This is a genomic window from Polyangium sorediatum (assembly GCF_029946465.1).
GTDB lineage: Bacteria > Myxococcota_A > Polyangia > Polyangiales > Polyangiaceae > Polyangium > Polyangium fumosum.
In genome coordinates this window covers 28,449-42,329 of record NZ_JARZHI010000073.1, presented here as the reverse complement: position 1 = coordinate 42,329, position 13,881 = coordinate 28,449, and the positions used below count along the sequence as shown (strand labels likewise).

Sequence of the window (13,881 nt, the reverse complement as noted above, 5' to 3'; positions counted from 1 at the left end):
TGATGACGATGCAAACCAGCGGAAGCATGACGATGATCGCGCGAAATTGGCGCGATCTGATCCGGCCGAAGGGCATCTCGATCGACACCGAGTCGTCGAACAACTTCTACGCGAAGTTCACCTGCGAGCCTCTTGAGCGCGGCTTCGGGATCACGATCGGCAACTCGCTCCGTCGCGTGCTCCTCTCGTCGCTGCAGGGCGCAGCGATCACCGCCGTCCGCATCGAGGGGGCGCTGCACGAGTTCACCACGGTGCCCGACGTCGTCGAGGACGTCAGCGACATCATCCTCAACCTCAAGGAGGTCGTCTTCAAGGCGGCCGCCGCGCGTACCTACACGGTCCGCGTCGACAAAGAGGGCCCGGGGCCGGTGTACGCGCGCGATATCCAGCTCGTCGACGGGCTCAGCGTGCTGAACCCCGACCACCTCATCGCGGTGCTCGACAAGAAGGGCCCGCTCGCGATGGAGCTGACGGTGAACGTCGGCCGTGGCTACGTGCCCGCGGAGCGCAACAAGACGCCGACGATGGCGATCGGAACGATCCCCATCGACGCGCTGTTCTCGCCCATCCGCAAGGTCAACTACACGATCCAGAACGCGCGCGTCGGTCAGGTGACCGATTACGACAAGCTGACGCTTGAGGTCTGGACGAACGGTTCGGTGCTGCCTCAGGACGCGGTCGCGTTCGCTGCGAAGATCCTGAAGGAGCAGCTCTCGATCTGGGTCAACTTCGAGGAGTCGGAGGAGACGAGCTACCAGACGGTGCCGGGCGACGAGGAGCCGCTGAACGAGAACCTCTTCCGTTCGGTCGAGGAGCTCGAGCTCAGCGTGCGCAGCGCCAACTGCCTCCAGAACGCGAACATCACCCTGATCGGCGAGCTCGTGCAGCGGACCGAGCAGGACATGCTCAAGACCAAGAACTTCGGTCGGAAGTCCCTGAAGGAGATCAAAGAGATCCTCGCGAACATGGGACTTTCGCTCGGTATGAAGATCGACAACTGGCCGCAGCTGCTCGAGCGCTGGAAGGCGCAGCAGGCGCAAGCCTAGAGGGTGCGATATGCGTCATAAGAAGGCGGGGAGGCAGTTTGGTCGGGACACGTCGAGCCGGCGCGCGATGCTGCGCAACTTGACGGCGAACCTGATCACCCACGAGCGCATCGAGACGACGGACGCGAAGGCCAAGGAGCTCCGTCGCGTCGCGGAGCGGCTCATCAGCAAGGCCATGCGCCTCGGCAAGGTCGCCTATACCGCGCAGAGCGAGCTGTCGGCGGCCGACAAGGCGCGCCGGCTCCACGCCGAGCGCCTCGTCGCGGCCTACGTGCCGCGCTTCGGCGTGAAAGCTGACGGCACCAAGGTCGACGTCGTCGAGAAGGTGATGCTCGACCTCTCGAAGCGCTTCGAGGGCCGGCCCGGTGGTTACACGCGCATCATCAAGCTCGGCAATCGCCGCGGCGACAATGCGCCGATGGTCTACATCGAGTTCATCGATGCTGCCGCGGTGAGCGACAAGCAGGCTCCCGAGGAGCCGGCTGCGGCGGTGACGGCCGAGCCCACGTCGGCCGCGTCGGCTTCGTCCGAGTCCGCCTCGACGGCGAGCTCCGGCGAGACCGCGTCGAACGAGTAAAGCGCTCCCACGAAAGCCCGTGGACGACGGATCGGGTGACCGATCGCCGCCGTTCGCGGGTTTGCAAGGGAAACACGAACACGGGTACCGAAAGGTGCCCGTGTTTTCGTTTGTCTGGAGCGCGTGCTCCGCGGCCCCCTCAATCCGCGCCGGCGACGGGCGCAGGCGCATCCGGCGCGGGCGGTCCGGGCGGTCCGGGCGGATTGCCTCCCGCCGGCGGCCCTTCCGCATCGCGACCCGCGTCGGGCTTGCGCCTCGCCAGAAAGATCATCGCGATCAGCGCGAAGAGCCCCACGCCGCCCGCCGCCACGTAGCGATGCAGCGAGCTCTTTTGTGGCTCGATGCGCTCCTGCTCCAGCAACGCGAGCGCCTGCTTTGCGCGCTCGTTGCTCGGGTCGAGCTCGATCGCCTTCGTCAGCGGAAACTTGTCCGGCGTGCCTCGCGCGATGAGCGTCACGCCTTCCAGGTACGCGATCTCCGCCTCGACCTTGCGCGCGCCCTCGCCCTTCGGGTCGAGCCGCAGCGCCTTGCGGAGCATCTCCAGCGCGGCCGCTGGTTCCTTCTCTTCGAGCGTCTTCGCGTGCGCCACGTACGCCGGCGCCATCTCCTTGCGACGCTCGAACACCGGCGAGCGCGCGAGCACCTTGTCGAACGCGCTCGTCGCCTCGACCCAGCGGCTCGCGGCCGCGTGCGCCGCGCCCTCGTCCATCAGCTTGTAGACCTCGGCGAGCCGCGCGCGGTCGTACATGCCGAAGAGCTCCCGCGCGATGCGGTCCCACGTGAACTCGCGGGGGGCCTTGTTGCCCGTCTGGTTCAGGTAGGCGTCGCGGAGCTGCCAGATGCCGGGCTCGCCGATCGCTGCGATGGCCTCGCGCGCGGCCTCGCGGAGCTGGATCCGGTCGCTGTTGCTGAACGAAAGGATCACGCGGACGGCGTCGACGTCGCGCGTGCGGCCGTAGGCACGCAGGATGTCGGCGAGGGCCTGCGGATCCGTCACGCCGACTGCCTCGCCGGGGATGGCGCGGCCGAGCAGATCGAGCTGCTTGCTCGCGAAACGCTGGACGATCTTTGCGTCGTGCTGACGGCCCTCGATGAGCGCGGGCACGGCGCGGTCGCGTAGCTTTGCGATCTGCCGCTGTAGATCGACGCGCAAGAACTCGCCGAAGTACGAGTACATCTGCAGAAGCTCGCGCGTCGCGGCCGTCGTGCCTGCGGCCGTCAGCATCCTCTCCATCGCGAGCAGGCGGACGAGATCCCGCCACGTATCGTTTTTCGGCTTGGGCGAGGCCAGGACAAACTCGAGCCAGTCGCCCTCGTCCTCCGCGTCCTTGTCCTTGTCGTCCTTGCTCTTCTTGGGCGCCTTCGTGTCCTTGCTGGCCTTCTCGTCCTTGCCAACCTTCTCGTCCTTGCCAGTGCCCGCTTTGTCCTTCTCCTTGCCCGCCTTCTCCGCCTTTTCCTTGTCGCGCAGCGACTTGCGCCCGGCTTTGCGCGCGTCGTCGAGCAGGCCTTGCGCCTCCTTGCGGTCGAGCCCGGCGCGCAGCTCCTGCACACGCGCGCGCACCGCGGGCACGACCGAGGGCGTCACCTCCGCGACGGCCGTACGTGCCGTCTCCTTCGCCCGCGCGTCGCCCGTCGTGAGCCGCTCGAGCACGCGGTCGAGCTCTTGCAGCGCGGCGGCGTCGGGCTCTTGCAGCACGATCGGCTGGAGCTTGGGCAGCTCTGGCAAAGAAGCGGGCGCGGCCGGCGCGGCGGCGGCCGACGACGAGGATTGCGTGATCTCGCCCGCGGCGTGCACGTGCAGCGGCACGAGCGCGAGCGTAGAGACCAGAACGAACGACGAAGCGAGCTTCGAGACGTGATTCACGGTGCCCCCGAGAACGACGGGCGAGCGCGCGCCCCTTCCAGGGCGGATCACTCGACGATGCGGAAGTCCGAAAAATCGCCTTGGAATCCGCGCCAACGAACATCGACGCGCTCGACGCGCGCCGCGCTGGGTCCCTTCTGGGCCCAGGCGATGAGCTCCTTCAGGCCGTCTTCTTCGCCCTCGGCGAAAATTTCGACGCCTCCGTCCGCGCGGTTTTTGACCCAGCCACAGAGGCCGAGGCGCTTGGCTTCGCGCTGCGTCGAGGCCCGGAAGTAGACGCCCTGGACGCGTCCTGTCACGTGCAGATGCACTTGTTTCAGCCCCATCGGACCGCTCGATTCCTAGCCGCACGCAAGGGCCGAGGCAACCTCGTCGGCCCGCGGCGCGGACACCTCGCTGGAACGATCCGCCCCTGAAGGAGCGAACCTGTGAGGCAACACGGCCGATTGACAGGGCAGCATCGCTTGATAGAGTCCCCGCCCGCCGAGCCACACGCCCGGCCGCGCCCCTTCGCTGGGGACGCCTCGTCACAGTCCGAAAACCCGCCCTTCCCAGGGGCGGGCATCCACGAGAGCCGGCCCAACGGCCGACTCGAAGCTCGACCTTCCTACAACCCTACCGACCTCGGGGAACGCGCCGTCGACCGGCCGACGCCCCGCCGTGGAGTTTTCGATCGATGCACCTGCGTGAACTGAAGCAGAAATCGATGGCCGATCTGGTGCAGATGGCCAAGGGCCTCAACATCGAAGGAGCCGCGGGCCTGCGCAAGCAGGAGCTCATCTTCGCGCTCCTCCAGGCCCTGGCCGCGCAAGACCAGCCTGTCTACGGCGAGGGCGTGCTCGAGTGCCTGCCCGACGGTTTCGGCTTCCTGCGGGCGCCCGACTACAACTACCTGCCGGGTCCGGACGACATCTACGTCTCCCCGTCGCAGATCCGGCGCTTCAACCTGCGCACGGGCGACGCGGTGAGCGGCCCCATCCGGCCCCCGAAGGAGCGCGAGGCGTACTTCGCCCTGCTCAAGGTCGACAAGATCAACGGCGTCTCGCCCGAGGTCGCGCGCGACAAGATCCTCTTCGACAACCTCACGCCGCTCTACCCGCAGCAGAAGTTCAACATCGAGAACGGCACGAAGGGCTTCTCGACGCGCATCATCGACATGCTCTGCCCGATCGGGAAGGGCCAGCGCTGTCTGATCGTCTCGCCGCCCCGCGCCGGCAAGACGGTGCTCCTCCAGAACATCGCCAACGCGATCAGCACGAACCATCCGGACACCACGCTCATCGTGCTGCTCATCGACGAGCGGCCCGAAGAGGTCACGGACATGCAGCGCAACATCAAGGGCGAGGTGATCAGCTCGACCTTCGATGAGCCGGCGACGCGCCACGTGCAGGTCGCGGAGATGGTCATCGAGAAGGCCAAGCGCCTCGTCGAGCAGAAGCACGACGTGGTCATCCTTCTCGACTCGATCACGCGCCTCGCCCGCGCTTACAACACCGTCGTCCCCCCGAGCGGCAAGATCCTCTCCGGCGGCGTCGACTCGAACGCCCTCCACAAGCCGAAGCGCTTCTTCGGCGCGGCCCGCTCCATCGAGGAGGGCGGCTCGCTCACGATCATCGCGACCGCGCTCGTCGACACGGGCTCGCGTATGGACGAGGTGATCTTCGAGGAGTTCAAGGGCACGGGCAACAGCGAGATCCACCTCGACCGCAAGCTCATGGAGAAGCGGATCTTCCCCTGCCTCGACATCAACAAGAGCGCGACGCGCAAGGAAGAGCTGCTCCTGCCCGAGTGGATCCTCCAGCGCGTGTGGCTGCTCCGCGGGCTCCTGCACCCGCTCAACGTCATCGACTCGATGGAATTCCTGCTCGACAAGGTGAGCCGCACCGAGACGAACCAGGAGTTCCTCGAATCGATGAATCAATAACCGCTTGGGGGCTCCGCTTCGCTGCGCGACGCTGTGCCCCCAAACCCCCGGGACCACGGGGGGCCTCCTCGTGCCCCCTCCCCTCCCCCATCCACCCTCCCCTTCCCTGCCCGTTACTCGGGCAAACCGCTCGATCCATCGCGAATTTACGGGAGCGCTGTAGTGGCGGCCGGAGGCGTGTTAGCGTCGTATGGTGACCGGTAAGGCGGACCGCCTGCGAGAGCTCACGGCCCGAGTCGAAGAACTTGAGGCCAGCCTCGAACGCTCAGAGAAGACCGTCCGCGCCCTGCGCGACGTGGGGCTCGCGCTCGGCTCCACGCTCGACCTCGACCAGCTCCTCGAGCTCATCCTCGGCAAGATCACGGAGCTGCTCGAAGCCGACCGGGCCACGCTCTACCTGCTCGACGAGCAGCGAAAGATGCTGCTCTCGCGGGTGATCCTCGGCGGCGAGGTGCGCTCGATCGAGCTGCCCGTGGGCGAAGGCATCGCCGGCCACGTCGCCAAGCACGGCAAAATCGCCCGCGTGAAGGACGCGTACAGGGACAAACGCTTCCAGCGCACGTGGGACGAGCTCACGGGCTACCGGACGCGCTCGATCCTCGCCGCGCCCATGCGCAACCACGTCGGCCGCACGATCGGCGTCGTGCAGGTCTTGAACAAGCACGGCGGCAAAGGCGAGTTCTCCCAGCACGACGAGGAGCTGCTCTCGGCGCTCGCCACGCAGGCGGCCATCTCCATCGACAACTCGCGCCTGTTCCTCTCGGTCATCCAGAAGAACATGCAGCTCGTCGAGACGAAGGAGCAGCTCGAGCACCGCGTCGCCGACCTGAAGCTGCTCTTCGAACTCGAAACGGCGATGAGCGGGGCCTCCTCGCTCGAAGAGCTGAGCCGCGCCGTCATCGCCGAGGCCTCGAAGGCGTGCGAGGCGCGCGCCGGCGGCCTGCTCGTCGACGAGGGCGAGGCCGGCGTGTTCCTGTACTTCGTCGACGCGTCGGCGCCCGGCGTCTCGGTGCGCGACGTCGACGTCAAGCGCCTGCCCGTCAAGCGCGGCGAGGGCCTGCTCGGCTGGGCCATGACGCACAACGAGTCGGTCCACCTCGGCCCAAAGGATCCTCCCATCGGTCCGATCGCTGAGGCCGCGCTCGCGCACATGCATCCCTCGCTCGATCTGGACATCGAGAGCGCGATCGTCGTGCCGCTCGAAGGCGAAGAGGACACCTCGCTCGGCGCGCTCGGCCTCTACAACGCGAAGAACGCGCTCGGCTTCACGCAGGACGATCGCTCGCTCCTCCGGCTCGTGTCGGCGAACGCGTCGACCGCGGTGCGCCTCTTCCGCTCGCGCACCGAGCGCGAGAAGAGCGAACGGCTCACGGCGATCGGGCGGCTGCTCTCCGGCGTCATGCACGACATGCGCACGCCGCTCACGGTGATCAGCGGCTACGTGCAGCTCATGGCGACCGCGAGCGAGCCCTCGGTGCGCGGCGAGCACGCGCGGCTCATCCTCAAGCAGTTCGACGCCATCAGCGCGATGCAGCGCGAGCTGCTCGAGTTCGCGCGCGGCGAGCGCAGCATCCTCGTGCGCAAGGTCTACCTGACGAAGTTCTTCGGCGACCTGGAGAAGCAGCTCCAGCTCGACCTCGCGGGCAACCGCGTCACGCTCGTGATGGAGCTCGACGACCGCGGCACCGCGCGCTTCGACGAGACGAAGATGACGCGCGTCGTGCACAACCTCGTGCGCAACGCGGTCGAAGCGATGGAGCCACACGGCGGCGGCAAGGTCGTGCTGCGCGCGCTACGGCAAGGCGCGGACTTCGTGCTGAGCGTGTCGGACACGGGGCGCGGCATCCCGCCCGAGATCCGCGAGCGGCTGTTCCACTCGTTCGTGACGAGCGGCAAACGCGGCGGCACGGGCCTCGGCCTCGCCATCGTGAAGAAGATCGTCGACGAGCACGGGGGCGCGATCGAGGTCGAGTCGTCCGAGCGCGGAACGACCTTCACGATCCGGATCCCGCAAGAGACGCCGATGATGGCGACGATCGCGCCGCCGGCCCCGGCCGCGCCGCCGCAAGCTCCGCCGCCGGCGTCCGGCGCGCGTGGTGACGAGGCGACGGGACTGCCGCTCGTGCATCCGCCGAACGCCACGCCGGCCTCCGCCGCGTCGACGGCGCGCTCGCCGCAAGCGCCGGCCGCCGACGAGACCGACGCGAGCCGATCGACCAAGACGTCACGAGCGAGCCAGCCCGGCGACGACGCGCCGCCGAGCCGACGCAGCGGCCGCACGAGCAACCCCGGTCAGCCGGCGGGACGAACCGGATAGAGCCGTAGGATCCGCGGATCCCTTGCGCTCATCGTCCCGGGGGAAGACACTCCGGACGTGCTCCGTCTGCCCATCGTCGCCACGCACAAACGCGCACTGGAGACGTGCGTGTACTGCCCGAAGCTCTGCCGCGCCGCGTGCCCCGTCTCGAACGCGGAGGCGAGCGAGACGGTGACGCCCTGGGGCAAGATGAGCCTCACGTACTTCGCGGGCCGCGGCGACGTGCCGGTCGAGGCAGAGCACACCGCGCCGGCGTGGGCCTGCACGGGCTGCCACGCGTGCCGCGAGAAGTGCGACCACCGGAACGAGCCCGCGACGGTGCTCGTCGAGTCACGCGCGGACTTCTTTGCGCGCGGGGCCGCGCCGAAAGGCGCCGTCGACGTCGTCACGCGGACACAAGAACGCGCGAGCGAGACGGCCGCGGCGCTCGATGCGATCGAAGCCGAAGCGCTTCCGCGCGGGCCTGTCGCGGCCGGCGTGCTCGTCGGCTGCTCGTACGCGCGCAAAAACCCTTCCGTGGCGAAGGACGCGCTCATGGCCGCGGCGAAGCTCGTCGGCGGCCCGGTGCGCGCGATTCGAAGCTGCTGCGGCCTCCCCTCGCTCCACGCGGGCGACCGGGAAGGCTTCCGTGTGGCGGCCGAGCGCCTCGCCGCCGAGGTCTCCGAGGTCCCGCGCCTCGTCGTCGTGGACCCGGGCTGCGCGCGCGCCACGCGGGTCGAGCACGCGCGCGTGGGCGTCACCCTGCCCCGCGAGCCCGAGCTCTTGCTCGACCTCGCGCACGCCGCGCAGGACCGCCTCCGCGTACTCCCCGAGCTCGAAGGCACGACCGTGCGGTGGCATTCGCCGTGTCAGCTCGGGCGTGGGCTCGGCCGGTACGACGAGCCGCGCGCCCTGCTCGCGAAGATGAGCGGCAAGGAGCCCGCGACGTTCCAGCGCGACCGCGAGCACGGCGAGTGCAGCGGCGCGGGCGGGCTCTTGCCCGTAACACGACCGCGCACGAGCGAGGCCATCGCGGACGCGCGCATCGCGGAGCACAAGGCGCGCGGCGGCGGCCTTCTCGTGACCGCGTGCGCGTCGAGCCTGCGGCGCTTCCGGAGCCGCGGCGAAGAGGCCGAGGACCTCGTCAGCCTGCTCGCCCGGGCGCTCGCACCCTGACTCCCGCGCGCGCATGACGACCCCGAAAGTTCCTCGCCGCAGGCGGACCGTCTCGAGCAGGCTCCTCGCGAGCTACGTCCTCGTGCTCGCCGCCTTCGCGCTCACCGTGACCTGGAGCTTCCGCGCGCTCCGCGACACGTCCCAAGGCGCGGAGCTCTTGCGCAGCGGCTACGCGCCGCTCCTGCTCCGCGTGGGCGAGGCGCTCGCCGCGCAGAACGTCTTCAACGCGCAGCTCAACCACATCACCGCGGCGAAAAACCCCGGCGACGTGCGCGAGTGGATCGAGACCGCGCGCCGCACGCGCCCGCTCACGTTCGCGCACGTGCGCGAGGCCGCGGAGAAAGGGCTCGTCGACGAAGACCCCTCCGTCGCGAAGTTCCAGGAGGAGATCGTCCGCGAGGCCGCGGCCATCGAAAAGCTCCTCGGCGCGGACCCCGAGCGCTTCGGGCAGCTCTTCCAGGCGCTCGCGGTGAGCGACCGCGAGGCCGCGGAGCGGGCACGGGACGAGCTGCTCAAGCGCGAGGCCGAGGGCGCGCAGCGCCTCCGCGCCATCAAGCTGCGCGTCGAGGAGCGGATGGAGAGCCTCACGGCCGAGGCGAAGCGACGCGAGGCCCGCTCGATCCAGCTCCTCGTCGGCCTCTTCGTGCTCACGCTCCTCGTCGGCGTGGTCATCTCGCTCTACGCGCGCCGCGTCCTCGCGCCGCTCACGGCCGTCACCGAGCGCGCGAAGGCCGTCGCGCGCGGTGACCTCACGCCGCGCGAGGTCATGGCCACGAACGACGAGATCGGCGAGCTCGCGACGACGTTCGAGGGCATGGTCGCCGCCATCCAGCGCGCCCGCAGCGAGCTCGTGAACGCCGAGCGCCTCGCCGCCATCGGCAAGATGGCCGCGCACGTCACGCACGAGATTCGCAACCCGCTCTCGTCGATCGGGCTGAACCTCGAGCTGCTCGAAGAGGAGGTCGCCTCGTCGGACAACAAGGAGGCCTCGCAGCTCGTCGTCGCCATCAAGGCCGAGGTCGAGCGGCTCTCGCGTATCGCCGAGCAGTACCTCAGCATCTCGCGCAGGCCTCGCCCGCGGCTCGAACGCGAGCGCGTCGAGGACCTCGCGCGCGAGCTCGTCGCCTTCGTGCGGCCCGAGCTCGACCGCGGCGGCGTGGCGAGCCGCGTCGACGCCGACGACGATCTGCCTGACGCGCGCCTCGACGAATCGCAGTTCCGTCAGGCGCTTTTGAACCTCGTGCGCAACGCGCGCGAGGCCATGGCGAAAGGCGGCGAGCTCGTCGTCTCGATCCACAAGACCGAGGACGGCGGCATCGACCTCGCGGTCGACGACACGGGCTCGGGCGTGCCCGAGGAGCTACGCGCGTCGATCTTCGATCCCTTCTTCACCACGAAGCAACGCGGCACGGGCCTCGGCCTCGCGGTCACGCGTGACATCGTCGAGGCGCACGGCGGCACGATCCGTTGCCTCGGCCGCGAGGCCGGCGGCACGCGGTTTCTGATTCACCTACCCGCCGCGGGCGTATCGACGCCGGATCAGACCGAAGCGCTGTCGTACTCGTCGGAGAACAACCGGTAGGAATCGGCGTTCGTCACGGCCTTCGCCGGGGCCTCGACCGCGACCGCGAGGCACTTGCGCGGGCCGTAGAGGACCTGGCCGCTCGCGTTTTTCTCGTCGTTCGTGGCGCACACCGCGTGCGACAGCTCGTGGACGATCACGCCGGCCCCGCTCATCTTCGTCACGTCGGTCGGGTGGGAGACGTCCTGGCAACTCGTGAAGAACGCTCCACCGAGGAGGATGTGCGTGCGGTCGCGCTCGGCCCCGCCGTTCGGCCAACCGGGGATGAAACAGCCGTAGTTGTTCGGGTCCTCGCGCAGCTTGACGTGGATGTTGTGGTAGTTGGAGCCCGGCTGATCATCCAGCTTGTTGCTGACGCCCGCGCCTCGGTAATACAGCTTGAGCGGGCGCGTCGTGACATCGCGGAACATCATCTCGACGTTCCTTCGTACCGCGTCGTAGCGCGTCGCTTCCATCGGGCCAAACCACTTCTCGAAGCGCGCTCGCTCCTTGGCGTCGGCCTTCGCCGCGTTGATGCCCTGGTACATGTCGCCGAGGATCCGCTTGGCCTTCGTGACGGCTGCTTCCGCGCGCCGCGCTGCGTCCGCGGGGCCGTAGTTGAACGACTCGGCGATCTGCACCGTGCCTGCGGGCGGCGTGGCGGCGACGGCCTGGGCCAATCCGACGACGAGGCCTCGGAGCTGCACTTCCGTCAGCGAGTCGGCGATCTGCTTGCACGTCGCCATCTGCACGTCCGTCTTCTTCCCGACGACGCGCTCCGCGAGCAGGTAGATCCGCTCGACGTGCCGGCGCTGCGCACCACCGAAGTGAAGTCCTCCGATCGACAACGCCTTGCTGAGGCTCGCGCGCGCGGGTCCGGCTGCGAACTGCGTCATCAGCGCGTTCTGGATCGCATCCTTCAGCCCACGCCCCTCCGCAGGAAAGAGCACCATGATCTGCTTCATGGTCTCGTTGATGCGAACGTCGTCGTCTTTGGACATGACAAGCCCTCCTGGAAGGCTTGTCAGATTACCTGATCCTCAAGGCAACGCGCCGCTGCCCCACGGAACGAGCACCAGAAATACGAACGCGACGAGCACGAGCATCAGGATGCTCGTCACGAGGTACGTCGAGCGCGGCGAGCGCGACGTGCTCCATCCATCGCCGTAGAATTTTCCTCGCGAGCGCGTGCGCAGCTTCTTCTGCACGCCTCCGAGCAGGCTCGGTGCCACCGAGCCCGGCGGCGGACGCAGCGCGCGGCGCAAGAGTTCGCGCACCTCGACCTCGTCGAGCGGCGCTTCGTCCTCGTCCTCGTCGTGCTTCTTCGCGCCGCGCGTCTCGTCCTTCGCCTCGGCCTTCTCTTCGGCTTCGAGCCAGCGCTCTGCTTCGGCCGCGAGGCGCTCGGCCTCCTCGTCGCTGACGTCGCCCTCCGCGCCGAGCTGATCCTCATCCCGATCGTCGGCCGGCGCGTCCGCCTCTGGCTTTCGCTTCGCGTCGCCGCTCATGCCTTCTTCTCGCTCCTCAGCTTGTCGCCGAGCGCCTTTTCGACCAGGGCGCGAAGCTGCGCGCGGGCGCGGAAAATGCGGCTCTTCACCGTGCCTTCCGGCAAGCCCGTCACCTCCGCGATCTCGTCGTAGGACATGTCCTCCACGTCGCGCAGGATCAACACCTCACGGAAGTCCGCGTCGACTTGCTCGATCGCGCGCTTCACGATGCGCTCGAGCTGCATCCCCTCCAGAATCTCGTCCGGGCGGTTGATCGCCCCGCTCACCGTGACGCCCTTGCCCGCGTCGCCGTCCACGCGATCGGCGATCTCGTGGACGTCCTCTTGCTCGCCCACCTTGCGCCGCGAGAGGTACTTCGCCTTGTTCTTGCAGAGGTTCACGGCGATCCGGAAGATCCACGTGGAGAGCTTCGACTCTCCGCGGAACTGATCGATCGCCTTGAAGACCTGGACGAAGACCTCTTGCGCGAGGTCCTCGGCCTCCTCGCGTCGCCCGATCATCCGGAACACGAGCGCGAACACGCGCCGCTCGTACGCGACGACGAGCTCGTTGAAGGCTGCCTCGTCCCGCGCCACGAGACGCGCGACGAACCTGGCCTCCTCGGTCTCGTCGTCGCTCGTCACGCCCGGCTGCTCCCTCGGCAGCTACCGTAAACGCCCTCGCACGCGCAGCGCTAGAGTCTGTCTCGCGTGCCCGTCGTCTTCGCGGTCCGGACGGGCCCGGCGGCCCGCCTGCGTGCCCCCCGCGGACCTGGTTCCGGCGCATGGATTCGAACCATGATTAGGGGATTCAAAGTCCCCCGTCCTGCCCTTAGACGACGCCGGAGTGAGCCCCGGGCGTGCCCGGAGCGTCAGAGGGGCGGGACGATAGCGCGACTCTTTGCGCTTCGCACGCGCCGCGAAGGTGGTCGCTACGGTCTCCGGGAGGGTTGCTCCCGTCTCCAGGGAGGGTCGTTCCCCCCTCCGGGGAGGGTCGTTACCCTCTCCAAGGAGGGTCGCGAGGGTCCCGAGCGAGGGTCGCTACCGTCGCGCGCCCCGTCGTGACCGTTTCTGACCAGGGTCGGTATGGTGGCGCGCCGAGGGTGGAGGGGGCGCCACGGGGGTCGCCTCCGTCTGCCGCACGGTCGCGGCCGTCCTCTGCCCCACCTTCGACACGAGCTCGGAGGCTCCGGCCACGAGCGCGGGAGGGTCCGTACCCGGGGCTTGCCCGGACAGGACCACGGGCGCGATCCCTCGATGCACGAGCGCGATACCCACGGCCGTCACCGCCACGACACACCCGAGCAGGAAGGAGAACCCTCCTTGCCCTGCCAGAGACCGTCGGGACCCACCTTTGCGACCGAAGGGCCATGCCCGGACAGGGAGCGAAATGGGCTCCGAGCGGGTCTCGTCCCCCTCCAAAGACCGTACATGCGGCGGATCCCCCGTCTGCGCGATGGCCCCGCTGAAGGTCAAAGGCGTCTTCGCGTCGCCACGCGCCGGCGTGAGCGCGACGTCCGGCAGAGGCGCGGGCGTCACGAGGAGCGGGTCGAACGAGACCGAATCGGCGAGCGCATACGCGAGCTCGGGGATCTGCTCGATGCGGGTCCAGCCCTCCATTCCGTCGCGCCAGACCGAGGTGTCGGCCTCGATCTCGCCCCTGGCGAGGGCCATCCAGAGCTCGAACGTGGTCATGGCCCGCAGGCCGGCGCCGTGCTCGACGCACCACTCGGGCATGGGCCGGCCGTTCTCGGTGCTCTCCTCATCGAGGTCGAGCCGCGCGAGCCTGCGGCGCTTCTTGTGGTTGGCGAACCAGGACTTGGGATTCGCGCGCTCGTAGGGGATCGTCGGGTGGCTCTCGCGCGCAAACGGGGCCGGCTGCGTCTCGACCTCGTTCGCCGCGGGGGGCGGGAGCATGGACGAGCGCGGCTGGAAGACGGACGGGATGGTGTCT

General features: G+C 68.8%; 12 protein-coding genes and 1 tRNA gene. 6 read left to right on the top strand and 7 right to left on the bottom strand.

Annotated features, from left to right (window positions below; genetic code table 11):
* The first annotated feature begins 26 nt into the window (after positions 1-26).
* Together QHF89_RS41860 and rplQ are read left to right on the top strand one after the other, a co-directional pair.
* Positions 27-1,046, top strand: coding sequence for a DNA-directed RNA polymerase subunit alpha (locus QHF89_RS41860; RefSeq protein ID WP_425440855.1), 1,020 nt, complete (start codon positions 27-29; stop codon positions 1,044-1,046).
* 10 nt (positions 1,047-1,056) lie between these two features.
* On the top strand, positions 1,057-1,623 hold the full coding sequence (gene rplQ / locus QHF89_RS41855) for a 50S ribosomal protein L17 (RefSeq protein ID WP_136965056.1): 567 nt from the start codon (positions 1,057-1,059) through the stop codon (positions 1,621-1,623).
* Between the two features lie 139 nt (positions 1,624-1,762).
* Here the strand turns inward: rplQ and QHF89_RS41850 are convergent, their stop codons facing one another.
* On the bottom strand, positions 1,763-3,487 hold the full coding sequence (locus QHF89_RS41850; protein WP_284721631.1) for a tetratricopeptide repeat protein: 1,725 nt from the start codon (positions 3,485-3,487) through the stop codon (positions 1,763-1,765).
* A gap of 47 nt (positions 3,488-3,534) precedes the next feature.
* Entirely contained in the window at positions 3,535-3,813 is a 279-nt protein-coding gene (locus tag QHF89_RS41845; RefSeq protein ID WP_136965054.1) for an acylphosphatase, read from the bottom strand.
* Between the two features lie 350 nt (positions 3,814-4,163).
* Between QHF89_RS41845 and rho the strand changes: the two genes are divergently transcribed.
* The 4 genes from rho (at position 4,164) to QHF89_RS41825 (ending at position 10,465) form a co-directional block, all read left to right on the top strand.
* Positions 4,164-5,411: a transcription termination factor Rho gene (gene rho / locus QHF89_RS41840; protein ID WP_136935274.1), complete on the top strand. Its 1,248-nt coding sequence runs from the start codon at positions 4,164-4,166 to the stop codon at positions 5,409-5,411.
* Positions 5,412-5,601: 190 nt separating this feature from the next.
* Complete coding sequence (locus QHF89_RS41835) at positions 5,602-7,728, top strand: GAF domain-containing protein (protein ID WP_284721630.1); 2,127 nt, start codon at positions 5,602-5,604, stop codon at positions 7,726-7,728.
* A gap of 57 nt (positions 7,729-7,785) precedes the next feature.
* Positions 7,786-8,883 (top strand): (Fe-S)-binding protein, encoded by a 1,098-nt coding sequence (locus QHF89_RS41830; protein ID WP_136965053.1) that lies wholly within the window; start codon positions 7,786-7,788, stop codon positions 8,881-8,883.
* A gap of 13 nt (positions 8,884-8,896) precedes the next feature.
* Complete coding sequence (locus QHF89_RS41825; protein ID WP_136935276.1) at positions 8,897-10,465, top strand: sensor histidine kinase; 1,569 nt, start codon at positions 8,897-8,899, stop codon at positions 10,463-10,465.
* On the opposite strand, the gene QHF89_RS41820 is transcribed toward QHF89_RS41825, so the two are convergent.
* The 5 genes from QHF89_RS41820 to QHF89_RS41800 form a co-directional block, all read right to left on the bottom strand.
* The gene (locus QHF89_RS41820) at positions 10,423-11,445 is read right to left on the bottom strand and encodes a M35 family metallo-endopeptidase (protein ID WP_136965052.1); all 1,023 of its coding nucleotides are present in this window, start codon (positions 11,443-11,445) and stop codon (positions 10,423-10,425) included. The two genes, QHF89_RS41825 and QHF89_RS41820, sit on opposite strands and share 43 nt — an antisense overlap.
* A gap of 39 nt (positions 11,446-11,484) precedes the next feature.
* Positions 11,485-11,949 (bottom strand): hypothetical protein, encoded by a 465-nt coding sequence (locus QHF89_RS41815; RefSeq protein WP_211365606.1) that lies wholly within the window; start codon positions 11,947-11,949, stop codon positions 11,485-11,487.
* Complete coding sequence (locus tag QHF89_RS41810; RefSeq protein ID WP_136935278.1) at positions 11,946-12,572, bottom strand: sigma-70 family RNA polymerase sigma factor; 627 nt, start codon at positions 12,570-12,572, stop codon at positions 11,946-11,948. Before QHF89_RS41810 ends, QHF89_RS41815 begins: the two co-directional genes overlap by 4 nt.
* Before the next feature lie 128 nt (positions 12,573-12,700).
* A tRNA-Gln gene (locus QHF89_RS41805) sits at positions 12,701-12,774 on the bottom strand.
* A gap of 194 nt (positions 12,775-12,968) precedes the next feature.
* Positions 12,969-13,844 (bottom strand): DUF4339 domain-containing protein, encoded by an 876-nt coding sequence (locus tag QHF89_RS41800; protein ID WP_136965051.1) that lies wholly within the window; start codon positions 13,842-13,844, stop codon positions 12,969-12,971.
* Positions 13,845-13,881: the final 37 nt, after the last annotated feature.

Excerpts from the sequence above, each read along its gene's own strand:
- QHF89_RS41820 (WP_136965052.1), bottom strand. The coding sequence starts at position 11,445 with ATGTCCAAAGACGACGACGTTCGCATCAACGAGACCATGAAGCAGATC.
- rplQ (WP_136965056.1), top strand. The coding sequence starts at position 1,057 with ATGCGTCATAAGAAGGCGGGGAGGCAGTTTGGTCGGGACACGTCGAGC.
- rho (WP_136935274.1), top strand. The coding sequence starts at position 4,164 with ATGCACCTGCGTGAACTGAAGCAGAAATCGATGGCCGATCTGGTGCAG.
- QHF89_RS41835 (WP_284721630.1), top strand. The coding sequence starts at position 5,602 with ATGGTGACCGGTAAGGCGGACCGCCTGCGAGAGCTCACGGCCCGAGTC.
- QHF89_RS41860 (WP_425440855.1), top strand. The coding sequence starts at position 27 with ATGACGATGATCGCGCGAAATTGGCGCGATCTGATCCGGCCGAAGGGC.
- QHF89_RS41825 (WP_136935276.1), top strand. The coding sequence starts at position 8,897 with ATGACGACCCCGAAAGTTCCTCGCCGCAGGCGGACCGTCTCGAGCAGG.
- QHF89_RS41800 (WP_136965051.1), bottom strand. The coding sequence starts at position 13,844 with ATGCTCCCGCCCCCCGCGGCGAACGAGGTCGAGACGCAGCCGGCCCCG.
- QHF89_RS41845 (WP_136965054.1), bottom strand. The coding sequence starts at position 3,813 with ATGGGGCTGAAACAAGTGCATCTGCACGTGACAGGACGCGTCCAGGGC.
- QHF89_RS41815 (WP_211365606.1), bottom strand. The coding sequence starts at position 11,949 with ATGAGCGGCGACGCGAAGCGAAAGCCAGAGGCGGACGCGCCGGCCGAC.